Origin of the sequence: Candidatus Pelagisphaera phototrophica (assembly GCF_014529625.1) — a bacterium.
Taxonomy (GTDB): Bacteria; Verrucomicrobiota; Verrucomicrobiia; order Opitutales; family Opitutaceae; genus Pelagisphaera; species Pelagisphaera phototrophica.
The window spans coordinates 1,233,862-1,257,437 of record NZ_CP076039.1; the positions used below are offsets into that span (position 1 = coordinate 1,233,862).

A 23,576-nucleotide genomic window follows, 5' to 3' on the forward strand; every position below is an offset into this window, starting at 1 on the left:
AAGTATTCGGAGACATTTTTTCAGACATAACACGAATACCAACTCATTGCTCCGCCCGCATCGCGTTCCACAACATCATCCCACAGATAAATCTATGCCCTCCACTTGCTTTGATACCAGTCGTCACGGATGGTTTTGGCAGATAGGTATCAAGTTCAGCGGAATCAAAAAACTGATGCAGTGATTCGCGATGTGGCTCGGCGTATTCGCGCACCTTTCGCCAAGCCGGTTGGTCTAAATTCATGGCTCTATGAAACCGATGATACTCGTCCCGACGCGAACCCCTAATCTTTGCGCGCAGACTAAGATATTTCCGCTGCAAAGTCGCCGTAATATTCGGAGTGATCGGTTCCGGAGAATGCGAAAAAGCGGCCAATGGAATTCGGGCCAATTCAGGCGCAATCCGCTGCAAAGTCAGCCTCTGCAATTTCCGGTTTATGAAATGTCTATCCGCTATACTGCGGATCGACTCCGCCATGGGTAAATCTACGCTCGGCAGCACAGGCCACGTGTAAAACGATTGCTTCCATGCGTGGGTTCCTAAGTGCGGACGGGCGCGAAAATGCATGAGCATCTTCCAGGTTCGGTCGAATCCTGTGCCCTCAAATGCATCCCATTCCTCGCGTATTTCACCCATCGCCACTTCTAGTGCATCACGCATGCTTGAGTTTACACACATTCGCCGCAGTGTTTGTGGATCGATTCCAGCTTGGTTGATCCATTTCTTAAGAGCGAAATCGAAATTATTCAAATTACGGCCTACGCGAAACGAGCCGGCCGGACTGTAATGATTATCCAGAACCAGCCCACCCAAGGAGCGTTTCCCGAGTCGTCGACTTAGGGCAGCCCCGGCGTTCAGGCTGACAGTACTGAAACCGCCTCCCAGCCAGTGCAGCCGCAACTCGTTTCTGATACCCTCTTCGAGCGCTTCCACGGAATCCTCTTGGTAACACCATTCCAGTCCCAATCGCTTGGCGACCGAAGACGCGAACATTGATTCGTAGTCGGACTTGATGCCCCCCGTCCCACATAGCGGCCGGATCCCCGCCTCGTGTGCAAGAGCCAGCATGTGACGCGAATCCAGCCCTCCGGAGAGTAGGGCGTGATCCGGTGGCCGCTGCACATGACGCTCCACAGCCCGGCGAGTCGCCTCGATGGATTGCAAGATTGCCTTCTCCTCGGGTTGAGTCTTCTTACCTGCCCGAGGACCGGGCAGGCGATGCTTATTCAGGTCAAAGCGTTTGTTTTGTGAGTCATATCTAATCGAGCAAGCCGTTGCTAACCGTCGCCCGGAGTGCTCCAAGGTCCGCGTGCCGGTCGATCCGTTTTGGATCGCATAACGGAGTATCCCAACTGGATCGACATCCGAGCAGTATTCCGGATGCTGCCGGAGAGCGGTCAGGCTCGTAGCGATTCCAAACGCCTCGCCTTCTTGGAAATAATAAAGCGGAAAAAATCCGAACGAATCGACCCCGGCGATCAGGCAGCCATCACGGGAAAGAAAGATCCACGCAAACAGGCCGCTGTATCTGGACAACGCCTCTTCACCCTCCGTTGTGGCTTGCCCGGCGATCAGTCGATGCACCTCAGCAGCGGTTAGATACGAGTCATTGTCATAGGCAATCGCATCGCCCCAAAGCAATACCGTCCCGGCTTCCCCATCGTAGTGCTCGAACGGTGCCACCTCTCCATGATGCCAGGCAATCTTGCCAGCTGGGCCGGAGCACTCGCCTTGGATCTCACGAAAACCCTCTGGCGCCAATCGCTCGATAGCGGCGGACATTTCAGGGACAACGCGATCGTTTCCCTGAGTCGCAAAAAAAACAAATCCGGCCATATTTCAGTGTAAGTGGAAGTTATGAAAGTGCTCGGAGGTCAGGGCTTCACCGCACGAATGAAGTTCAAAGCCCAATTGAGTTCACAAGACCCATCCAGCTCCTTGAAGCCAACAGTTTGCTCAATTGCCTGGAGTAGGTCTTCGTCACTGGGATTGCTATCCATGCAGAACAAGGTCCGGCAATACTCAAACATCTGGCTTCGATCTTCAAACTGCCAACCGTACGACTTGATTGCCGCAAATGTAACAGTGAATCCAATTGCTCCGAGCATCTCCAGCTGCTCCGCACGCAGATATTTCCCCTGATGTCCCATTGAATTGAAACGCCCGACCACTCCATCAAGAAATTCTGCCGTAGCGGAGCCCTCCTCCGCGTCCCCGATCGTCAACGCCCCACCGGACCGCAACAGCCGAAACCATTCCTGGAAAACACCTACCTGATCATCAATGTGATGCATGCCGGCCAGACTTAAAATGGCATCGGCCGAACCATCCGGTAGCGGGATCGCCTCATGAGGCGCACAAATCACCTGGTGATCGCTCTCATGAGTTCCTGATTCTAAAAAGTTGGGCGCTGGATCGATCGAAACCAATTTCGCCCCCTCAGGCAGGTAGGCGGCCAGATATCCCCCACCCGAAGGCACATCCAAAATCAAAGGGCGGCCCTTCTCAATTCGAGCCGTTTCAACCAATGCCTCGAATTCGCGTTTCCTAGCATCGGGCCACCGATCCATGGCTTCATGATACATAGCTCCTCGCCTGTCATAAATATCCGAATAGGACTTAAACATATGCTAAATATCGGCGGGGTGGGGGGGATCTTTATACGGCTTTAATGGTAAACCTCAAAACGTAATGAGAATATATGACAAAGAAGCTCGCGTTACTTGTCGCATAGAGAACCTTGCCATCCGGATCGTAAGCCAAGCCCGAGACAATTGAGAAGCTCACGCCGAGAGCCCCCGGTCGTCGTTTTGATCGTAAGCAGCGAATCTGTCGTACTGTCGATCCCGTAAAGAATTCCGGATTCTACATCGATGGCCAGCCCGCTGAGATCCGCCACATCGGTCGCTCCGTATGCGCCGCCTGCACCCGTTAGCGGGGAAATCCCCAGCAACTGACCCGAATTGGAATCCGCCCCAAAGAGTCCTTCCTCTGGCAGATTTTAAACCGGTGGTTCGGGCGGATCGGGAGCATCCGGCGGTGCGACCGGCTCACGGACCGCTACCACGAATGTCTGCTGCAGGATTTGCATCTCGGACGCCGAAAAAACTTCGAATAGTTCGGTCGCCTGGGTCATCCGGCGCACCGCCGCCTGCTCCCAGTTTACGAGGTCCACAGACACGCGAAGGTAAATCGGCTGCCCCACAGGCCCCGACATCTCCACCGTGAGCCCCCCTGAACTAGAAACAACAGCTAGGGGCTGAGGTTCGACGACGGCTGAGATAAACGATTCGATGAATGCCAGGTTGCCCGCCTCCGCGACTCGAGCATCCCGCGAAAACTGTCCCCAGGTCCCGTTCACGGTATCATCCACGTCAGCATTTGGCGTCCCGCTAAAACGCGCCCCTCCGCTCACCGTCCCGGCAATGTCCCTGATGTAATGGGAATCCAGTGATTAACTAGGTTGTAAAGGAGACGGGCGGACATAGAGCCTCGGACTTCAATATCTTCACCCTCGTGCATTGCACGCAGGACGGCAGCAACCACGAATGCATCTAGGCGATCTACTTTTATTCCGCTTGAAAACTGGTCCTCGACGGAAAACTGAAGATTATGGCGACCACCTCGCCATTCGATAAATGCTCGGGCACTAACACCATTTTTATTGCCCTCGGTGTAGGGTACGATTTCGAGCGGGTGTATAATCACAGATAATAAGATGTTTTTTCAATTTTAAAATAATTTAATGGTGACGACAACAGATCTCCGATATTATTTCCTCTATTCCGATAAACAGTAAGTATCACTGATATTTCCTTAAAACTTTAGAACTATTTTACGCAACCTGATAGTCCACAATTTACACTGATTAAATGCTTTTTTAATTACACCCGAGGTTTTTTGAAAATACCTACCGATTTTTATCGGTGTACTTTTTGACCGTTTTAAAGCTATACGTAAACACTCTGCTATATCATCTCTTTTGTGCCGAACCGCTTCTTCAAGCACTCCTTCAGCTAGAGAGCGCAAAAATTCGTCCGGCAAATCCCATTTTCTAATATCTGAAAAATTAAGTGTTTTAGGAAACATCTGATATTTGTTTAACTTATTCTTTAATTCTAAAAAAATCATAGTTCTCATGCACTTAAAGCATTTTCCACAATTCTGCATATCGTCTGTTCGCCCTAAGCAAACATTTAATAGAGGATAAGTTGCTTCCCATCCAGATATAGCAAAAGTTTTCTCTGCGCGTGACGCTTCAAAACCATCATGGGCAAACTCTATATTTTCGGTAGAAAACAAATAATCAGTTTCAATATTAGTTCCTATCTTAAAGTTAAGCCATTGCCCTTGCTGAAAACTTGAGGGAATTAAAAACCTTGAAAAAAATTTCTCTAATAAAAGAACAGTAGAGATAGTAGCCGGTCCGTGCCCATAGAGCCAATCCCATTCACGGAGAAAGTCAAATACATTACTTTTCGCTGATGTTAAATTAATACCAAATTTTTCTAACTCAATTTCGTTCTTTTTAAAATATCTATCATATAATTCAGGTTTTTTCCAACTAAATGGTGGCCCAATAAGCGCAAATAATCCATGGCTAATTCTTGCTCTCGAATCAGGTTCTCGCTCTCCAAAATGTCGATATAAAGTATAGAAAGAATCAACACCGCCAGAAAAACAACAACCAACCTCCTGAGGATGATTCTTTATTCTTTCGGTAGTCAACTTCTGCGGTATTATCTCGGTCTCTCCAAACCAATGGGGCCACCATTTTATAAAAATATCCTTAGCTTTGTTGACCCCGTTAAAAAATTTAACAGATAAAACACCTTCAACTTCAACCTTATCGTTGTGACGCATGGCAAGAAATAAAAGAGCTGTCACAAAGGCATTACTATGTCTTGTTATATAGCACTCATACTCAGCAGGAAATTCATACCACAACTCTTGAGGATACTTTCTCCTATTATAAAGTTCCGACAAAACTATCTTAGCCGATATCCTGACCGATTCATTGATCCGTACAATTGTCGGTTCCTTAATAAGCATACTAATACAAAATACGTGCCAAAGATAACGTCAAGTAAGAAAAAGCAGTTGAGGTTGATAGGAAGTTCAATTATTCCTACTCTATTTAAAGGGTAGCTGGTTGATAAACTATAAAAAATGAATATTGTCATTTAATAAAACTATAGCAGAGTTTATTCTGTTTTAAAAGGTATTACGTTTAAAGCCAGCATGTAATTTTATTCCCGAGCCTTCTACACTATAAAGTTTATTTTAAAAATTGGTTAGGATTTATCAAAGACTTAGATTAATATTTTTATGTATGACGATTTGCGTTTTCGTGATAAGAAATTCAATTGTTCCGGCTAGATAAGAAGGGGAGGTTGAAGGCTTGTTTTAGCCTTATCGAGTTAGAAAATCCGTGGATTACTGGGGCCGTAGGCCGATTCAAGAATTGGTAGCTGACCCTTATTCTAACCCGAAAATGCCTAATAATCCCACTTCGAGCTTAAATTTTGACCAACTGTTTCAGACAGCATTCTTACGTCTTCCCGAAACTGATTTTTCAAATGTATAAAATTTTCTTCATTTTCGACAATTTGGTTGTAGTAATTCACTTTATTAGTAAGAGCCCGTGCAACAATTTGTTTTATAGTTTCTGGATTATAAAATTTCGTTTTCTTCAAAAGATTACGAATGGTCTTTGAAATAACGGCATTATGAAGAAATTGGTTTATAGACCCATGAAATTTCGTTTTCGCCTTTCGACTGAGATTGTTATTTATTACGTTAAAAACGCTTGGCTCTTCAAGGTCTAAGAAGGTAAGTATTTCGGTCGTTAATCGCCTTGCTGAAGTCAAGAAAGAATCAAATGTATAAACGATCACATTTTCTTTGCCAAATTCTTCATGGTACGAGCATACAGCCTCATAGAATCTCGGTTTAGTGTAAGAGAGTCCTAGTTTTATATCTTCATTAATATCCCGTTCGCGCTTGGTATTTTTTTCAATCTGAAAGCAAAGAGAAGCTATGTAGGAGATGGGTTCTCGTATTCCGATGACAATTTTGGCATTCCCATTAAAGCCTTTTAGAGTCTTGGCTGAACTTAAATTCAACGAATAGCGGGTGGTACCCTCCATTAAGTAGCGTTGATCTTCGGCTTCTTCGAAATTCTTCATATACTCTGCGTAACAAAAATTATTAGCTTTATTTAAGTGGTGCAGATTCTCCCAATCACCTGGTTCCTTTCTTTTGGAGGGGAAGATATCTGGATGCTGAGCCAGAGTGTCAAAAAGGGTCGTGGTTCCGGTTTTAGGAAATCCGACAATAAATAAATTGGGTAGTCGATTCTGTTGCATTGGCTATTAAAGTTACGTTAAAAGAATTAGCTTATTTATGAACGTCTCTTGTCGTTAATTAATTTTTGGTAAAGTTGATCTGTATTTTTGGACATGACTAAATAGTCGTAATTATTTTTAAATGTTTCTCGTGCAGCATGCCTCATTGTATTAAGCAAGACCCGATCATTAATTAGACTGATAACACATTTAGTAATTTGTTTACAGTCATTTATTCCGATTGTAAAGCCATCTACACCATTGGTAATAACTTCTGGAATTCCTCCCGCTACAGTGGCAACTGAAGGAACCCCATACATCATAGCCTCCACATAAATTAAACCAAATGATTCATAAACTGATGGCACAACCAAAATATCAGCCTCCTTATAAAAAAGATCGAGCATTAGATCGTCAACAAAGCCATGAAAAGTTACCGCTTCTGAATAGTCGCTTAAGTTTTCATTAAAGAATTGTTGAAATTTAATGTCGCCTGGGGCGTGCGCTCTATCTGTGCCAATAATATCAACCTGAATATTTTGATATTGCTTATGTATGTAAGAAATAGATTTTAGGAAAGCCAGTGTGCCTTTTCGGTGTTCAAGCCGACTCACATACAATATTTTAAAGAGATTACACTGGGACTTTAATACTTTATCATTGGGATTCTTATCGATGATACCCAAGCTCAAAATACGAATATCACTTATATTAATATTATATTTATCAGAGATAGTTTTAGCATGAAAACGGGTTGAAGTTACTAATTGCTTTGCCTTCCTACAAGACCATTCCTCAAATCTACAAGCCATTTTGTCGCCAAAACCTATTTCTTTACCATTTATGCGTAAGATTTCAAAAAGAGGAGTATGTGCTCGCACTACAGTAGGAATGTCTAGTAATAACTGAGAGACAATTCCTGGGGCTTCCCAATTAGGGAATTCTATTACTTCTATAGGCGAAAATTTGTGAAGCCTTTTAATTAGTTGATAAATTTGAGTGCTCCAGCGTAACCCTGGAAAATATGGTTCGACCAAAGGTAAAGTTTTTTTAGGTAAACGATGAATAAGCAACGAGCCCTCTTGTTCGGTTGTATAAAATTTATGGCTGGTTGCCGTAATAACATGAACTGTATGTCCAAGCGCTACTAAGCCTTTAGAAAGATTAAAAATATAAGTGCCTATTCCACCTCCATTTTCTGGCGGAAATCGCGTACTAATCAGACATATATTCACAAAGAGCCCCTTTAGAAGTTAGATTTATTGATACAAGGTAAGTGTTTTTTTATAGAATTCATTATTTAAAAGTCTGCACTCCTCTAAAGCATTATCATAAATGGTGCTCTTTTCAAGTAATTCGGACCATTCTTCAATTCCTCCCATGGGAACATCATACGAAAACAAATCGAACTTATTTGAGAATGGCACAGCCACAACTTTTTTCTTTAGAAGTAATGCCCAATACATGCCATGATAACTATTAGTTATTACATAGTTTGCTGAACCCAGAAACTTAACTACCTCTTCGAAGTCCTGATTATTATTAGTCATCTTAGGCTTAGTATCTAAGTCGCTAGTGCTTAGAGGTATGTGCTCATGCTCGTAAATCACAATATCATTCCTTAAACCTAGATTCATACCAAGGGCAGGATGCATACAACTTGAACAAGGTAAGTAGTTCAAGCCTTCTATTTTATCCCTAACTCCCCAAAGTTTGGATGCTCGAAGTAAAGCTTTTGAGCTACTATTCAACCTAGAAATATTTTCATTATAATGTTTATTGTGCCCAACACCCCAGTAAATGATTGAATCGGGTTTCAGATTCGTTATATAGTTTAATTCCTTTTCGAAATAACTATTATCGAGCAATCCCCCACCGCCAAAAATAATATGCAGTTTTTCTAGCTTCAACTTGCACAAGTATTTAGTAAAAAAAACAGATTTATAAGCATCACAAATATCAATAACTTTTGTTTTATTATCATATTTAAAATATTTTAATGGCGACGACAATAAATCTCCGATATTGTTTACACTATTACGATGAACATTAATTATCATTGCTGATAGGAAATTCAATTGTTTTGATTCAATTAGGAGGGAAGGGTTAAGAAGGATATTATTGAAAGTGTGTAAGGTTTTAGAAAACTATATAAAAGATTATTTTTACGAAGTAAACATTGAAAACATATCGATAATTGAGAAATTACTTGAATTACAGAATGGGTAAAGCTAACAAAGTTGTAGCTAAAAACAAGGGTATAGTTGAAAATTTTAAGTTCCGTAAACTTGGATTAGAGTCCACTAAAAGTAAAAAAAATAAAAAATTGTTAATAAGGTAGATATTAATAGGTTTGAAATGGATGGGAAGGTATATTTTAAAGTAAAGATTACAATCGGGTTTAGGATGGATATAGAGGATGCAGGCCCGAACTTTTAGAAGGTGCTAATCAATTTTAAAAAAATTATTTATAACAGGTTGAAAATTGACAAGGTCTTCAGGAGCCTGCATGTTAAATGTTGAAATTTATTAAAATTCTGTACAGGCATGGCTTCAATGTGCTCCGGTTTAATCCTAATGGAAAAATAAATGGTGTTGCCTGGGTTGGAGATCCCTTAAACGTTTATAGAAGGTTGACTTCATTTAAAGTTAAGTTATAAAGATTAAGCACCTTATGTTTGTAATGTGGATTGTTTCTAAAAATTGGATTTATAAAAATATTATTGAACTAATTCATGTATAAAAAAGTTTTGTGGTAGGTTTTCCAAAGAAAGCAAGACGATATGATCATTTCGCACACTAAGAAATTTATTTTTTTTAAACCTAGAAAGGTTGCGGGTACCAGTATTGAAATATACCTATCAAAATATATGGAGGAAAATGATGTTGTGACCCGACTCTCCGATTTTAATACCAGTTTTGATGAGACAAATTATAGAATAGAGGCTAAAAATGAAGGTAGTTTCTTTAACCATATACACCCAATACAAGTGTTGAAGAATATCGGTTTGATCAAATATTTCTTTTATTATAAATTTACCGTTATTCGTAACCCCTTTGATACTCTGGTATCAATGTTTCATTTTAGGAAATCCAGAAATTTAGGCTTCGATGAGTTCGTCAAAAATATAGGAATAGATAACAGTCCCTTTTATTATTTAACAATTCGGCACCGTCCGATAATGAAGTCGAGTAATTTTTATATCAGATATGAGAACCTAGAAGAAGACTTTAATCGGGTTTGTGAAATTATTGGTATCCCTCAGGGCGAATTACCAAGAACCAAAACAAAATACCGAAAATCAAAAAATAATTACAGGTCCTATTACGACGAAGAATTAAAACAATTTGTACTTAAAAAGTATAGGTATATTTTTAAAGATTTTAACTATAAATTTTAGAACTACTGAAGATTCTTTTTGTGATTTAATAATTGGAACTTTATCTGGCCTATTTGATTCGGAGGGAAAGGAATAAAAGTTCCCATCCTTGCCAACTCAATAAATAATTTCCTTGTTCTAGAGAATAATTGTTCTGAAAAAGGATGTAGGTCCATCGCGTAGCCTGTCAAATCTCTCATGCTTGTGATCGCGCCCGATCCTCACTTTGAAAAAATGAAAATTACATTGGCCTATAGTACTACAGTTAGCAAAATTATATTCGTTTTAAAATGTGCGCTTCTCATCACGCATCACTCATCATTTTTGAACTAATTTTTCTATCAGTTAAATAGTATGTTTTTGTCCGAGCACCTGTACTCGTCCTGAACGAAACGGTGCGGATAGAGGCCAGTCAGGATGGAAGCACGTGTCGGACTGCACATTGCACCAGCCGTGTGATAATCGGTTAAACGCAATCCCCTTAAAGCTAGAGCATCAATGTGCGGCGTTGCATTGAGCTGGCTCCCGTAGCAGCCGAAGTCTCCGTAGCCAATATCATCGCCGACGATAAAGACGATGTTCGGTGGCTTAGCGTGGGAGCAGATCGCCACCGCGAGTTAGCAGATGGTGAGCCAACCTTTCATGACGACGACTACTCGGATTCGAGATTGAGAACCTTACCTGATACCAGTTTTCCGGGATCAGCGACGACGTGTTTCACCTTTTGGCGATTCCACGTGTAGGTCATATGAATGAGCCCGTCGCTGGACTGGATCATGGCCGGGTAGGAAAATTCGCCAGTGTTCTCATTCTCAATCGTGGCGACTTCCTTCCACTCCAACCCGTCTTCGCTGACAGCGAGGTTGAGAACGTTGCGTTGTCCCCAGCCTTCAGCCCGATCAGGGCGGCCGCCGGTGTGGTTGTAGAGCAAGAGGTGCCGACCGTCTTTTAGCGTGATCGATTCAATGCCGGAATTGTTGTTCGGTAGTTCGATCAGTTTGAGCTCGCTCCAGGTGCGCCCTCCATCCTTCGAAATACTCTCGGCGATCTGTTCGTGTTTCGAGCGCATGAGAGCCCGAAGCGAACCATCACTATGAGTCAACAGGGTTGGTTGGATGACCTGATAGGGTTGAGTCTTGGGTTCGATGCGTTTCCACGAGGTTCCGAGCTCTGGTCGTGAATGATCCGTCAGGATCTCGAAGTGGAAGCGCCAGTCGTGAGCATGCTCGGTAGACGAGGGGCACAGCAAGTCTCCGTTTTCAAGAAAGAGAGGTTTGCAGCGAACTGGTCCATCAATGGTGGAAGGAAGTCTTCTGCGCTCACGGAAAGAACGACCGTAGTCATAGCTGAGTATAACCTCGCCCCACCAGGTGCGGGGATTCGGTCCCACTTTGAAGAAAAGCATCGTCGGAGCATCTCCAGGTGGCTGAACGAGAACCGGATTCCAACAAGGATGACGGAGATCTTCGTGCTGAATCCCGTTGGCCCATTCCTGAGGAGACGACCAGCCGGAGCCGTCGTTGTAGCTGGACCAGATGCCTACGTCAGGATGTTTCTCTTTTGTTCCGCCAAACCAGGCGGCAACAAGACCGCGTGGGGTTTCGCAGATGGTGGATGCGTGGCATTGAGGGAAAGAAGCCTTCTCGTAAATGAATCCTTCGCTGATGAATCCAGGGAAGCGAGGCTTCTTTTTTTCCCTCGGCTTTCGCGCGGCAATCTGATCTGGCGAGTATTTGATGCAGGCATCGTGTTTGATGTAGTAAATGCGGCCGTTCTCTGCGCCAACGACGAGGTCAGGTTTGCCATCCTGATCAAAATCGCACGCAGTTGGGCTCGAGGTGTGTCCGGCAACGTTTCGCCTCGCGAGGTTGCCGACTTTCTTGAGTACGACTTTGCCGTTACGCTCTTCACAGTTTCGATACCAAGATGCATTCTCAGAGTTTACAAGGATATCGAGGCGCCCATCACTATCCCAGTCGACGACATCAAGCTTGTAGCGCCCGCTGCGTCCGGCGGATCTTGTGTTCAAACGGATGGGCTGATTGTCCTCATCAATAAAAATCCGGACTTCGTCAGATGCTCGACTTTGGCAGGTCAGGTAGCCTTCCTGATCAAGAATGACCAGATCGAGCTGCCCGTCGCCGTCGAAGTCAGTTGCAAGCGGGGTCGTTCGCCATTGAGTCTGAAGGTTTTCGGCCTTGGCCTGCCACCAGTACCACTTCGGGGGCGATTCCTCTGTCCAAAAGGTCAGGGGCTCCTCGATCAAACCATTTTTGGTGTTCCGCAGTAACTGGATGCGTGGCCAGATGGAATTGTAGAGGATGTCATCACGCCCATCACCGTCCCAGTCTGCAACGGAAAGGGTGGTGTAGCCCCACTTTGCTTCGGCCGGTCCCTGGATTGAGCCGCTGGGGCCGGCAAGGACACGGAATACTTTTCCATCGGCCTCGATCAACTCAGGAGCACTCCATTGAGTGCCGGTTCCATCGAGATTACTGAAAACAGCGATATTGCCCGCGGTATTGCCAACAACGAGGTCTTCGTCTCCGTCCCTGTCCCAGTCGTGAGCGTAAGGGGTGGCAAGAGCACCAAATTTTAGGGTTTCAGCCTCTTGTTGGAAGTATGCTGGCTGCTTGAAAACCGGAGCTCCGTTACTGATCTTACCCGTATGTTCCACCAATGCCACTCGACCGTCTTCGTCTCCGACGATGAGGTCCTGATCCCCGTCACCATCCCAGTCGATCGCGGTCGGAACGATCATCTGCAGGTGCATCACGAGGGGTGAGTTGTCTTCTCCATTCAGCTTAAATCCAGTGGTATATGAGGGCTTTTCACGCGAGCCGATATTTTGGAAGTAGGTGAAGCCATCAAGAAACTCCCCACAGAGAAGGTCAAGATCCCCATCGCCATCAAAGTCGGCAAAATTGGGGCTTGGCCAACCGTAAACGTTGACTGGGGATCCTCCTGCTAAAACTTTCTTTGGTTTGCTCGAGTAGTTGCCATTAATGTTTTCGATGAGGTAGACCCAACCATGTAGCGGCCCATTGCGCCAGCGTCCTTCGGAGTCGTAGGCCTGATCCCAGACGTAGTCTGACCAGTCGCCAATACCAACAATGAGATCTTGGTCGCCATCGCCCTCCCAGTCGACGTAGCGCCACATGCGAGCGCGAGTGTTACCGGGATGAAAACGGGCATTATCGTAGATTTTCTTACCTTCCGTACCGGCGCCGGTTTCGCGGAAGTTGGGATATTCATAGTTCTCTCTCAGCAAGCACGGTTGTCCATCAACGAAACTGACTTGGACGTTTTGGCCTGTTGGTCCAAGATAGATAGCTGGTTTGAAGACGGGCATCTTCAGGCCCGGATCCTGGGTTGGATTCTCGAAGTAGTAAAGACCGTTGGTTGGCTTGTCAGGCCCCGAGACGACAAGATCCATGTCGCCGTCACCATCATAGTCCATCGGGAGTGGCCAGGCCCAGAGGCCTACGCCGAGGTCTACGACGAGACCGGGATTATTGTATTTTAGTGGCTGGAGTTTCCAGTCTTCTGCATCTGCTCGGGATACGACCAAGGCCGATACGGTGAGCAAAAAAAGAGAGATTGAGTGATTCCCGATTTCGAGGAATTTGGCTCGCTGGGAGTTATCTGATGACATCAGGCAAAGTGTAGAGGGTTTTATTAAGAACGGATTTTGCAATCCTTGTAAATGAGCAGAAGATACTCAAGTTCGCATTTTTGAGAGCGGCTCAAATGAAATCACTAATCGGAATATGGATTACCCTGATGACACTGGGTCTGGTTGCAGAAGAGGCGAAGCCGGCCTTTTTCACGGGAGGGGAGACGGAGATTGATGTCAGTGCTGATGATCGGGCGGAGTAGGCTATTCGAAAGTGGACGGATCCCAAAGTGTGGGAAGAAAAGGATCCTGCAGAAGCCCTATATTACTGGAACTTTAAGGTAGTCGGCCTTCACGTTTTCCGCGTGCTTGCGGCGATCACCGCGGGCTCGGTTGCTGTAGGCACCGTAGTAGCAAACGAGGTGCTGTCTGGGAGAAGGAATGTGACGCGCGATGGAGAGTGCGAGGTTTTTAGAGAAGCAGTTGCTGGAGACAGATTGCTGTGTACAAAGTATCCAAATAAAAATTACGGAAAGGCGCCTCGAGGAAAGTGGATGTTATATAATTTGGAAAGCGACCCGAGCCAGGATAGGGAAGTCGATGCCGATCACCCGGAGATCGTCCAGCAAATGGCATCTGCCTATGAACAGTGGTCGAATAAAGTAAGGCCCTTGTTGATCAATGATGTGGGGTATTCTGAGTAGTCTGGATTGTTGATAGGAGATTCTATTGAACGAGGGTTATCTTCCAAGGACCGCATCACTGTCCGACGATCACTCTGTTCTCTCCCGCGAGTCCCTTAACCATCCCGCTTTCCATAGCTCCCACCAAGGTGGCCAATCCCGTCAATCGATCGACTGTATGGAGATTATCACTTATCGTATCCGACAAATAGAGACTATCCAAAGCCGCATCGTAGGCGAGCCCGCACCATTGCGTATCAATACCCAGATCACCAACGAGCGTCGGTGCCCCTGTGACCGTATTAATCGTATAAAGCGAATTCGTCTGTCCGCTCGCCCCATACAAGGTTAAGGCTTCGGGAACATACGCCAATCCCGGCATATTCACACCGAGCGGTCCTACCAAACTCGCCAGTCCGGTGGCGGTATTCACCGTATAGAGATTCGCCGCGATCCCGCTACTGGTCGCATAGAGAACCTTGCTATCCGGATCGTAAGCCAAGCCCGAGACATAAGAGAAGCTCACGCCTAGAGCCCCCACGAAGCTTGAAGCACCGGTCGTCGTGTTGATAATAACCAGCGAATCTGTCGTACTGTCTATCCCGTAAAGAATTCCGGATTCCACGTCGAGGGCCAGCCCGCTGAGATCCGCCACACCGGTCGCTCCGTATGCGCCGCCTGCACCCGTTAGCGGGGAAATCCCCAGCAACTGACCCGAATTGGAATCCGCCCCAAAGAGTCCTTCCTCCGGGGGATTTGAAACCGGTGTTTCGGGCGGATCGGGAGCATCCGGCGGTGTGACCGGCTCACGGACCGCTACCACGAATGTCTGCTGCAGGATTTGCATCTCGGACGCCGAAAAAACTTCGAACAGTTCGGTCGCATGGGTCATCCGGCGCACCGCCGCCTGCTCCCAGTTTACGAGGTCCGCAGACACGCGAAGGTAAATCGGCTGCCCCACAGGCCCAGACATCTCCAAAGTGAGCCCCCCTGAGCTAGAAACAACAGCTAGGGGTTGAGGTTCGACGACGGCTGAGATAAACGATTCGATGAATGCCAGGTTGCCCGCCTCCGCGACTCGGGCATCCCGCGAAAACTGTCCCCAGGTCCCGTTCACGGTATCATCCACGTCAGCATTTGGCGTTCCGCTAAAACGCGCCCCTCCGCTCACCGTCCCGGCGATTACGTGGCTGTATCCGTTGTTCACGAAAATCGGGGCGCCGGAGTCGCCGCTGGAAGCGTAAACCTCGTCGGGTCCAAAACCTAGATTCGGTTTGTCGAAGTGAAACCCAAAAGCGTCATTCGCGGTTAGGCCGTTGTCGAAGTCAGAGAATAGCCACCGTTCGGCGTCACTACCACCCACCGTAGAAAGGTTGATATTCTGGGTAGCTCCCGTCGCTTCGTACATGTTGTGCCCCCCTCGCTTGTTCCCATCGCGGGGTTCTTTCCCCGTCAAACCGTATCCCGATTGACCGTAACCAAAGACGACATTCGGAACGTCGATTTCCATTCCAACGGATCGCAACGGGTTGTAACGGGGAATCTCCGGAGGGGCCCGTTCCGCCAGCGTGATGATGCCCACGTCCGTACCGCTGATCTCCGGGAAATCCGGATGAGGCGTCCACCATTCGGCTGCTATGTCGACTGAACCATTCGGCAAGTGGAACCGCACTGCCATATTCGCGATGTCCTCACTGTTCACGCAATGTCCAGCAGTCAGCACATGAAACCCTCCTTGGAGAAGGGCTCCCGAGCAGGAAAAATTCCCGTTGCGCAGGATCTCGACCACGCCGTCGTGATCTATGCCGAACATCGCCATCCCGGGAGTCGTGATGTGCGTGCCATTACCGTCCGAGGTTACGACTCCCTTGCTATTTTGCTGAAACTGAGCAAATGCCAAAAAGAGGACGAAGAAAACAAGTATGCGGCGGGCATCGGTCTTGCTAACGTTCATGAAAGCTTCGGGCAACACCAGCACGATTGAATTTCCTATCAACAAAACAAACAACATGACAGATAGGAGACCAAGGATTTAGATGGGTTACACGCTTGGCAAGATAGCAATCGCCGCGGCAATTGCGGCTTTAACTCCGGCTGCCGCGGCAGATGAACCAAAAGAGAATGACAAGCCGAACATTATCTATGTTTTCACGGACCAGCAGAGTGCCAACATGATGAGCTGCGTGGGCAACAGGTGGCTCAAAACGCCAACCATGGATTACGTTGCTGCAAACGGTATTCGTTTTACCCGCGCCTATGCCACCAAACCGGTATGTGTGCGGTCCAGGATCAGCCCGATGACAGGCCGTTTCTCGGGATATTTTACTGTGAATAACAAACTGGTGGAAACCGTTTAGGTCTACTGAACTTCCACACTGAATTGCTTAACTCCTATTCCCACCTGAAAGTCCGAGGGAAGAGCGGTTGACGGATTAAACTTCCGCCAAGGTATGGCTGCTGCCACCAAAACTATCAGTCTCCACTCCGAGCTTATGAAGCATGGTGAGGTAGAGGTCTGAGAGGGGAAGCTCTTCGAAGTCCATTTCTCCGCGCCAGCCTACGTCGGTGCGGATCCCGGATGTGGCTTGGTTGTCCTCATTACCAGAGCCATACTTGAGATACTGGCCGTGCTTGAAGCCCATGTTCTTGCCACCAGCGAGGATTAATGGGTAGTTGCGAGAAAGGTGGAATGCGCTCGATGCGGATCCGAATAAAAGTACGGTGTTGTCCAGCATGTTGCCGGTGCCTCCGACTTCCGGGGTCTCCTTCAACTTGGTAAGGAAGCGGCCGTATTCCTCACTGTGGAAATTGCAGTAGGTGCCAAAATTTTTGTAGCCATCCGGTTCCTTGGTCTTGTGACTAAGCTGGTGGGTAAGGTTGAAGCCGACAGCCCGTGCAAGATAGTCACTAGCTCCAAGTCCGTTTTCCCGTCCAAGCTGGTAGGTGACGGTTCGGGTCGAATCTGTTTTGAAGGCCAGATAGATGAGCTCGTACATGGTTTGCATATAGACACGTGGATCTTCTGGAGTGACATCGAGGGTCAGATGATCGACATCGACTTGAGGGAGTGGAATATCCATCCAGCGCTTGGCCTTTTCGATTTTAATTTCTGTATCGCGAACTGAATCCAAGTACTCTTGTAGTGTTTCCTGATCGTGCTTAGATAAGCTTCTTTTTAAAGAGCGTGCATCGGTAACAAGGTCATCCAGAGCAGACTTGCTCATAGCCAACCGACGGGCTGCATCTTTGCTGCTCTTTACGAAGAGCATGTCGAAAATATGCTTCGGCTTGTGTTCCGCGGGTATGGGGCGGCCTTGTTCGTTAAATGAAATAGTGTGCGTTCCCCTTGGAGACCCAGTACCTCCATCTGTAGAAAGAACCATGGATGATAAGCGGCTATGTACTCCTTCCTGAGCGGCAAACAGTTGGTCGAGTGAAATGCTGTTGTCGTAATCGCCGTAGTCTCCCGTATCAGCTCCGGTAAGAAACTGATCTGCATTCGAGTGACCGTGAACACTTCTTGCCGCGGGGTGGGATAACCCACCGAACACGGTTACCTCATCGCGCAATGGCTCAAGTGGATCCAGGCACTTGGTGAACGTAAAATCTTTTCCTCTACCATGAGGGAACCAACTCCAATCCTGATAGGATGGATCCTCCTTTAACGGCATGGGCACACCATCTGGCATATAAAAGGCAGCAAAACGCTTCTTGTTCTTCTGCTTTGCGGCGTGGGCTAATCCTGAAAAGGTTTCGAAGATGGGAAGAGCAAGGGCGAAGCCGCCAAGACCTCTAAGGAATTTACGGCGGTCGAGAGTTGCTAAATTTACTTTCATGACAATTGGGTGAAGGGCGTGTGACTAGGGCTTAGCAGGTATCAGGTTTCTGTGTGCAGGTACCAAGATTACTTCGTGAGGAAAAGATCGCTGGTAACGATAAGCGAAATGAGGTCCGCAAGTCCATCTCCTTTATTGCGGAGCTTGGCGGTGATTTCTTCGATGCTGGCGCGGTCGGAAAAGCTAAGCGGACGGCCCAGGGCGTAGGTGGTGAGCTTGTGGGTCATAGCACGGGCAAATTGATCCTGTCGGTTCTCAAGCAGGAAGCGTTTCAGGCCATCAATTCCATTGAGTTCCTGCTTGTTGAAAAGCTTGCTTGAGGCATCGACTGGTTTGTCTCCAATCGTTTCGCGCCAGCTACCGGTGGCATCAAAGTTCTCAAAAGCAATTCCCCAGGGATCGATTTTGGCATGACAGGAAAAGCAGGCTGGGTCATTGCGGTGATCTTCCATGCGTTCCTTGAGTGTCATCTTAAGAATCTCGGGGTCACTCAGGTCAATTTCGGGCACAGCCGCTGGTGGGGGAGGTGGCGGATCGTTGAGTAGGCTTTCGAGTAACCAAATGCCACGCTTCAGTGGATGAGAATCTTTGCCATCGGAGTTCATCGCAAGTAGCCCCGCCTGCGTCAGTAGGCCGCCTCTAACGTTCTCTGGTTGGAGTGTCACTTTTTGAAAAGCATTTCCATAAACTCCTGGGATGTCATAGTGCTGAGCCAGTCGTTCATTGACCATTGCATAGTCAGCATGAATGAAATCCATCACGCTACGATTCTCGTGCATTACTTCTTGGAATAGAGCGATAGACTCGTTTTGCATGGCCTCTTTTAAATAGTCATCAAAATTACCATACAGATCTTCGTCCACATCCAGGTAATCGAGCAATTGCATGCCCAGCCATTGACGAACGAAGTGCTTAGAAAACCGCTGTGCCCTTGGATCGCCTAATAGTCGTTGCGTTTGACGAGCGAGGACCTTGTGGTCACTAAGCATTCCCTTCTCAGCCAAAGTGAGGAGTTCTTCATCCGGTACACTCGACCAGATGAACATCGAAAGACGTGTCGCTAACTCATAGCCGCTTAAGTTTGTTTCGCCCTTCTTGCCTTTGGCCGGCTCTGATTGGACAAGATAGAGAAATTGAGGGGAGGAGATGACGCCGGCCAGTACTTCAATCATCGCTTCCTGAAAATCATCACAGACGGGACGGACTTCTTTGAAAAGTTTGAGCTTCTGATCTATCTCCGACTTCGTGACGGAGCGCCTCCATGCACGTGGCATAAATGATGCCAAAACTTCCCTGGCATACTTGCTCTCCGTGCCCTTGTTTCTGCTATCTATAAATATCCGACCGTGTGACTCCGGTGGCCATTGTGCATATACCGGAGCCGAAACCTCTACATAGTCGATTTGAATGCCCGATGTTGATTGTTTGGAGTTATCCTGATGAATGTTTTGAAATTCCAGGAATTCGGTCGGGTTAGGAATTTGTCCCATCTGTTGGATTCCACGAAAAAGATTCCTAGGCGTCTCACCCAAGGGAATGGTCCATTCATAAAACTGCGGATCTCCTGGTGAGGCCTTGATAGATGTATCCTTATGACCGATACGGCGAATGCCTTCTGAATTATTGCTTGCTTGAAAACCAAAGAATATTCGTAGGCTGGGGTAACTCTCTCCTTCTGTGGTAGTACGGGAGGCTCGAACGCGAACACGAAGATCTCCTGTTTCGGGAAGCCAGTCGCCTAAATCAAATTTAATTTCCTGCTGAGCGGGTACGATCGCCACTTGAGTTGAAGGAGGAGGTACATTCGGAAGTGCTGCAACTGGAGCATGCGATTGTTTGGCTCCATGATATCGATAAACTGCTCTATAACCTTCGCCGGTACTCAGATCCAGGTAGTGAGCGCGATTTATATTTTTTGCGTACCTTTGATTTTGCTTATCAATTTCTTCCTCGCGCTTTTCCGGGGCGATTTGCTCATTTCTGATTCGATTATCAATATCGGTAACGATCCGCTTGCGTAACTTCTCCACGGCCTCATCAATGGGAATGGAATAAAATACTATTTCCGGACGCTCCCCACGAACCGTTGCTTTCTCCAAAGCACTTCGCCCCAGCTGCCTGTATTGCTCAAATTGCTTTACCGACATTTGCAGCATTTCTGAGCTGTTTTGAAACCCATCCTCCGAAGCGGTTTCCGGAGGTAGGTTCTTGGCAAAGTCGTAGGGGAGACCCAGCAAGTCCTGCAATGCATAGTTGTATTCGTAGCGCGTCATACGCCGGAAGGAGGAATGCCCTTCCTCACTGCGACGAACTTGCGAAGCTACTTGAACCTCTTTAGTTAGCCAGTTGACAATCGTTCCACGGACTTCATCAGCCATTTCGAAGTCCGCATCTTCTGGCGGCATTTCGCCATTAGTAATAACATCCATTACATCCAGCCACCACAGTTCGTCACCACTGTTAATCAGGTCGGGGTTCAGAGTATCGATCCGGAAATCGCCTTTCTGCTTATCCGGACCGTGGCACTGGTAGCAATTATCGCTCAGGAGTGGCTCAATCGTTTTGTGAAATACTTCCAAATTGGCTTCGGGCACTATATTGGATACGGCCGGCTTGTTCTGATTTAGATAACTCGATCGAAGTGTACCTTCGGCTTTTGCCTCCTCGAGAGAAGAAGGTTTAGCTTGAACTTGTGCGGAGCTAATGCTCCATAAAATAAATAGTACGAAAAGGGTTTTCATTATTGTTGATTGAAAATCACTCCTGCGTCTTCGCTCCGCTTTGTCCTCAGGTACAAATCCGAGTCCCACGAGAGCGACATTAACTTTATCCGAAATGTAGTGCTATATCTAATACTAAATTAATGTTCCTGAGGGTAACGTTCGACCGGCAGATTAGAGCGGGTTTCACTCCATACAGAATTATCCTACCAAAATTCATCCTTAATCAGCTTGTATTATTTGTGCCTAATAATAGTAATTTTTCGCCATGAGGTCATTCGAGCCCTGTTTAAAGAATTTTCGCTTAGGGGGAGAATTCTACCGCCTTTACGAACACATCAACAGAATTGAGATACATCCGGTGATTAAACGGTGTTCAGGTACTGCGTTCGGTTTTTCATGCATATTATTTTTTTCGATCCAGTAGCTAGTTAGCTACTTGCTATACGAATTGGTGCCCAGGGGGGGACTCGAACCCCCACACCTCTCGGCACATGAACCTGAATCATGCGTGTCTACCAATTCCACCACCTGGGCAGGTGTCTGTGATAAGGGGGGAAACGAAATGGAAATCGGAGAATCGAGCAAGTTAAATTCTGTGGGATCAATTTGAATAAGGGGGAATGGTAATGGAAGGGGGGATTGATGAGCTTCGCTCAGGGCTGCGCCCCAAACTTGAGGTTTGCCCATCTGTGCTCCTGCGGGGTCGCTCCGTGGGTTCGAGCTAGAACGCTCAAAGTCCTTCGGACCTGCGCTTCGCACTGCCCTCATTGTTAAAGCCCTGCGTTCTTCAAGTGTAGGCTATTACCTCGGTACCGCTCCTTGTGTTGCTCCGTCGAACCCCAAACCTGGCGGCACCTGATTCTGAATCATGGGTGTCTACCAATTCCACCACCTGGGCGTTTTGATTGAAGGGTGGGGAAAGGAGAGAAATTAATCGGGGCGAGCAAGGGAAATTGGATTCAAAGAAATGAGATTGAAACGGCTTATAAGGTATTGTGGCCTATCAGGCTCATTTGTAAGGATTGGGACGCTCGTTTCACTCGGGACAGTTGACGTTTTTACACTTGGCGGCGGAGTGAATCTCCCCAATGTGGGTCGCGACTGTATGTTATTGGACGTTCAAGATCTCAAAGTATCGTTTCATTCCCTGGATGGGGTGAATGAAGCGGTTAAAGGCATATCCTTCCAGTTAGACGAGGGTAAGACCCTAGCTATCGTGGGAGAGAGCGGTAGCGGCAAGAGTGTGACATCCATGGCTCTGACAAAGCTGCTGCCGCCGGAACCGCAATGCCGCGTTTCGGGGAAAGCCTCTCTGGATGGGGAAAACCTTTTAGATCTCTCGGCTAGCGAGATGCGGGCGGTGCGGGGAAAGCAAATTGCCTATATTTTCCAGGAACCTTCAACGTCGTTGAATCCTTACTACACTGTGGGAAATCAGATTGCGGAGTCGATCAAGTTCCACCGCAGGGAGGTTTCCGACGTTTGGGCAGAAGTGGTCAAACTGTTGGATCAGGTAGGCATACACGATCCGGAAAAGCGGGCGGTGGACTATCCTCATCAAATGAGCGGTGGAATGAAGCAGCGTGTCATGATTGCCATCGCCTTAGCCTGCCAGCCTAGAATTCTCGTTGCCGACGAACCGACAACGGCACTCGACGTCACTATTGAGGCCCAGATTATCAATCTACTCAAGGACCTCCGCACGAGGCTCAACATGTCCATTATCTTGATTACGCACAATTTTGGAATCGTTGACGAGTTTGCTGACGATATAGCGGTGATGTTTCGCGGGGAAATTGTAGAAGCGGGCCCGGCTGAAAGTGTTTTATCGAATCCTCAACACCCCTATACTCAGGCACTGATCAATTGTATTCCAAAATTAGGGATTAAGCAAAAGCGATTGCCGGTGGTGGATTACGCGGAATTGGAAAAGTGAATTTTGATGGAACTGAGCGAAGATGATAAAGCAATGGTGAGCACTGATGGTGAGGTGAAGAAAGAACCTTTGTTGGAGGTTCGCGACCTGAGCGTGACCTTCGAGGCACAGCGTGGTGGATTCATCAAGCACGTGGAGTATGTCTACGCGGTTAAGCGAGTTTCGTTTCAGGTCAGAAAGGGCACGACCATAGGACTAGTGGGCGAAAGTGGCAGCGGCAAGAGCACCATCGGCAAAGCAATTCTTCGGCTGGCTCCTATAGGAGAGGGTACGATCCACTATGGTGGCCAAGAGCTCACGGGACTTGCGGACAAGGAGTTCATGCCGTTCCGGAAGCGTATTCAAACGATTTTCCAGGATCCCTATGCCTCCATGAATCCTCGGCTGACGATCGCCTCGATCGTTGCAGAGCCATTGATCGTGCACGCGCCAGCTATGAATCGAAAGCAACGGGAAGAGCACGTTGCGGACTTACTAGAGAAAGTCGGCCTTCCTGCCGACTCGATGAATCGGTATCCACACCAATTTAGCGGTGGCCAACGCCAGCGAATTTGTATCGCTCGCGCTTTGAGTAGCAGTCCGGAGTTTATCATATGCGACGAGTGCGTTAGTGCTCTCGATGTGAGCGTCCAGGCGCAGATCGTCAATCTGCTTCAAGACATTCAGGACGAACTCGGGATTACGTATTTGTTCATCGCTCATGATCTGGCTGTTGTTGAGCACATGTGCGATGAGGCGTTGGTGATGGAGCTCGGAGAGATCGTGGAGCAAGGACCGACGGATTCGCTCTACCGCTCGCCGCAGCATCCGTACACGCAGCGATTGCTAAGCGCGGTACCTCGCATGCCGACGATCGCCGGAGCACATTGAGAGCCAAGGCTTGATGGGATCGCTCCATTTTGAGCATTCAGGGAATAATCTAGTTGGAGCCTTCGCCCAATATGGGAGTCTGTCGAGGTGATTTACGGCAAATGTGACGATTCAGACCAAAGAATCGCTTAGGTCTTGATCGTTGGCGCGAAAATCGCGTTATGATCTTCCTTAACTGAATCAC

20 protein-coding genes and 1 tRNA gene are annotated in these 23,576 nt (G+C 47.1%); 6 read left to right on the forward strand and 15 right to left on the reverse strand.

From position 1 onward, the window contains the following. Positions 1–43: 43 nt before the first annotated feature. From GA004_RS05355 to GA004_RS05395, 9 genes are all read right to left on the reverse strand, one after another. The gene (locus GA004_RS05355) at positions 44–1,837 is read right to left on the reverse strand and encodes an asparagine synthase (glutamine-hydrolyzing) (protein WP_283396276.1); all 1,794 of its coding nucleotides are present in this window, start codon (positions 1,835–1,837) and stop codon (positions 44–46) included. Between the two features lie 38 nt (positions 1,838–1,875). Then, positions 1,876–2,628: a class I SAM-dependent methyltransferase gene (locus tag GA004_RS05360; protein ID WP_283396277.1), complete on the reverse strand. Its 753-nt coding sequence runs from the start codon at positions 2,626–2,628 to the stop codon at positions 1,876–1,878. A gap of 92 nt (positions 2,629–2,720) precedes the next feature. Continuing rightward, entirely contained in the window at positions 2,721–2,954 is a 234-nt protein-coding gene (locus GA004_RS05365; RefSeq protein ID WP_283396278.1) for a hypothetical protein, read from the reverse strand. Between the two features lie 48 nt (positions 2,955–3,002). After that, positions 3,003–3,416, reverse strand: coding sequence for a hypothetical protein (locus GA004_RS05370; RefSeq protein ID WP_283396279.1), 414 nt, complete (start codon positions 3,414–3,416; stop codon positions 3,003–3,005). Then, entirely contained in the window at positions 3,413–3,709 is a 297-nt protein-coding gene (locus tag GA004_RS05375) for a hypothetical protein (protein ID WP_283396280.1), read from the reverse strand. The genes GA004_RS05370 and GA004_RS05375 overlap by 4 nt, the downstream gene beginning before the upstream one ends. Before the next feature lie 108 nt (positions 3,710–3,817). Continuing rightward, positions 3,818–4,987, reverse strand: a complete 1,170-nt coding sequence (locus GA004_RS05380) for a hypothetical protein (protein ID WP_283396281.1) — start codon at positions 4,985–4,987, stop codon at positions 3,818–3,820. Between the two features lie 512 nt (positions 4,988–5,499). Further along, complete coding sequence (locus GA004_RS05385; RefSeq protein ID WP_283396282.1) at positions 5,500–6,369, reverse strand: sulfotransferase; 870 nt, start codon at positions 6,367–6,369, stop codon at positions 5,500–5,502. A 35-nt stretch (positions 6,370–6,404) separates the two neighbouring features. Next, positions 6,405–7,583: a glycosyltransferase family 4 protein gene (locus GA004_RS05390; protein WP_283396283.1), complete on the reverse strand. Its 1,179-nt coding sequence runs from the start codon at positions 7,581–7,583 to the stop codon at positions 6,405–6,407. Positions 7,584–7,607: 24 nt separating this feature from the next. Then, the gene (locus GA004_RS05395; protein WP_283396284.1) at positions 7,608–8,408 is read right to left on the reverse strand and encodes a polysaccharide pyruvyl transferase family protein; all 801 of its coding nucleotides are present in this window, start codon (positions 8,406–8,408) and stop codon (positions 7,608–7,610) included. Between the two features lie 723 nt (positions 8,409–9,131). On the opposite strand from GA004_RS05395, the gene GA004_RS05400 reads away from it, so the two are divergent. Further along, the gene (locus tag GA004_RS05400; RefSeq protein ID WP_283396285.1) at positions 9,132–9,749 is read left to right on the forward strand and encodes a sulfotransferase family 2 domain-containing protein; all 618 of its coding nucleotides are present in this window, start codon (positions 9,132–9,134) and stop codon (positions 9,747–9,749) included. Between the two features lie 320 nt (positions 9,750–10,069). On the opposite strand, the gene GA004_RS05405 is transcribed toward GA004_RS05400, so the two are convergent. Beyond that, the gene (locus GA004_RS05405) at positions 10,070–10,339 is read right to left on the reverse strand and encodes a sulfatase-like hydrolase/transferase (protein WP_283396286.1); all 270 of its coding nucleotides are present in this window, start codon (positions 10,337–10,339) and stop codon (positions 10,070–10,072) included. Between the two features lie 41 nt (positions 10,340–10,380). Continuing rightward, positions 10,381–13,383, reverse strand: coding sequence for an exo-alpha-sialidase (locus GA004_RS05410; RefSeq protein WP_283396287.1), 3,003 nt, complete (start codon positions 13,381–13,383; stop codon positions 10,381–10,383). A gap of 95 nt (positions 13,384–13,478) precedes the next feature. Between GA004_RS05410 and GA004_RS05415 the strand changes: the two genes are divergently transcribed. Both GA004_RS05415 and GA004_RS05420 read left to right on the forward strand, forming a co-directional pair. Beyond that, the gene (locus GA004_RS05415) at positions 13,479–13,607 is read left to right on the forward strand and encodes a hypothetical protein (protein WP_283396288.1); all 129 of its coding nucleotides are present in this window, start codon (positions 13,479–13,481) and stop codon (positions 13,605–13,607) included. Positions 13,608–13,634: 27 nt separating this feature from the next. Then, complete coding sequence (locus GA004_RS05420) at positions 13,635–14,048, forward strand: hypothetical protein (protein ID WP_283396289.1); 414 nt, start codon at positions 13,635–13,637, stop codon at positions 14,046–14,048. A 55-nt stretch (positions 14,049–14,103) separates the two neighbouring features. Here the strand turns inward: GA004_RS05420 and GA004_RS05425 are convergent, their stop codons facing one another. Next, positions 14,104–16,038 carry a trypsin-like serine protease gene (locus tag GA004_RS05425; protein WP_283396290.1) on the reverse strand — a complete coding sequence of 645 codons (1,935 nt, stop codon included), beginning with the start codon at positions 16,036–16,038 and terminating at the stop codon, positions 14,104–14,106. A 25-nt stretch (positions 16,039–16,063) separates the two neighbouring features. On the opposite strand from GA004_RS05425, the gene GA004_RS05430 reads away from it, so the two are divergent. Beyond that, positions 16,064–16,384 (forward strand): sulfatase-like hydrolase/transferase, encoded by a 321-nt coding sequence (locus tag GA004_RS05430; RefSeq protein ID WP_283396291.1) that lies wholly within the window; start codon positions 16,064–16,066, stop codon positions 16,382–16,384. Between the two features lie 75 nt (positions 16,385–16,459). Here GA004_RS05430 and GA004_RS05435 read toward each other — a convergent pair whose 3' ends face one another. From GA004_RS05435 to GA004_RS05445, 3 genes are all read right to left on the reverse strand, one after another. Next, entirely contained in the window at positions 16,460–17,863 is a 1,404-nt protein-coding gene (locus GA004_RS05435) for a DUF1552 domain-containing protein (protein WP_283396292.1), read from the reverse strand. Between the two features lie 68 nt (positions 17,864–17,931). Beyond that, entirely contained in the window at positions 17,932–20,604 is a 2,673-nt protein-coding gene (locus GA004_RS05440; protein ID WP_283396293.1) for a DUF1592 domain-containing protein, read from the reverse strand. A 431-nt stretch (positions 20,605–21,035) separates the two neighbouring features. Next, positions 21,036–21,120: transfer RNA gene (locus tag GA004_RS05445), tRNA-Leu, on the reverse strand. A 571-nt stretch (positions 21,121–21,691) separates the two neighbouring features. Here GA004_RS05445 and GA004_RS05450 point away from each other — a divergent pair. Beyond that, a complete protein-coding gene (locus tag GA004_RS05450; protein ID WP_343218842.1) occupies positions 21,692–22,522 on the forward strand; it encodes an ABC transporter ATP-binding protein in 831 nt (276 codons plus the stop codon). 6 nt (positions 22,523–22,528) lie between these two features. Continuing rightward, the gene (locus GA004_RS05455; protein ID WP_283396295.1) at positions 22,529–23,392 is read left to right on the forward strand and encodes an ABC transporter ATP-binding protein; all 864 of its coding nucleotides are present in this window, start codon (positions 22,529–22,531) and stop codon (positions 23,390–23,392) included. The last annotated feature ends 184 nt before the right edge of the window (positions 23,393–23,576 follow it).

What these genes read in the sequence shown, in the direction of transcription:
- GA004_RS05425 (WP_283396290.1), bottom strand. Translation starts at nt 16,038, where the DNA reads ATGTTGTTTGTTTTGTTGATAGGAAATTCAATCGTGCTGGTGTTGCCC.
- GA004_RS05360 (WP_283396277.1), bottom strand. Translation starts at nt 2,628, where the DNA reads ATGTTTAAGTCCTATTCGGATATTTATGACAGGCGAGGAGCTATGTAT.
- GA004_RS05435 (WP_283396292.1), bottom strand. Translation starts at nt 17,863, where the DNA reads ATGAAAGTAAATTTAGCAACTCTCGACCGCCGTAAATTCCTTAGAGGT.
- GA004_RS05415 (WP_283396288.1), top strand. Translation starts at nt 13,479, where the DNA reads ATGAAATCACTAATCGGAATATGGATTACCCTGATGACACTGGGTCTG.
- GA004_RS05430 (WP_283396291.1), top strand. Translation starts at nt 16,064, where the DNA reads ATGGGTTACACGCTTGGCAAGATAGCAATCGCCGCGGCAATTGCGGCT.
- GA004_RS05450 (WP_343218842.1), top strand. Translation starts at nt 21,692, where the DNA reads ATGTTATTGGACGTTCAAGATCTCAAAGTATCGTTTCATTCCCTGGAT.
- GA004_RS05400 (WP_283396285.1), top strand. Translation starts at nt 9,132, where the DNA reads ATGATCATTTCGCACACTAAGAAATTTATTTTTTTTAAACCTAGAAAG.
- GA004_RS05385 (WP_283396282.1), bottom strand. Translation starts at nt 6,369, where the DNA reads ATGCAACAGAATCGACTACCCAATTTATTTATTGTCGGATTTCCTAAA.
- GA004_RS05355 (WP_283396276.1), bottom strand. Translation starts at nt 1,837, where the DNA reads ATGGCCGGATTTGTTTTTTTTGCGACTCAGGGAAACGATCGCGTTGTC.
- GA004_RS05410 (WP_283396287.1), bottom strand. Translation starts at nt 13,383, where the DNA reads ATGTCATCAGATAACTCCCAGCGAGCCAAATTCCTCGAAATCGGGAAT.
- GA004_RS05395 (WP_283396284.1), bottom strand. Translation starts at nt 8,408, where the DNA reads ATGATAATTAATGTTCATCGTAATAGTGTAAACAATATCGGAGATTTA.
- GA004_RS05440 (WP_283396293.1), bottom strand. Translation starts at nt 20,604, where the DNA reads ATGAAAACCCTTTTCGTACTATTTATTTTATGGAGCATTAGCTCCGCA.
- GA004_RS05455 (WP_283396295.1), top strand. Translation starts at nt 22,529, where the DNA reads ATGGAACTGAGCGAAGATGATAAAGCAATGGTGAGCACTGATGGTGAG.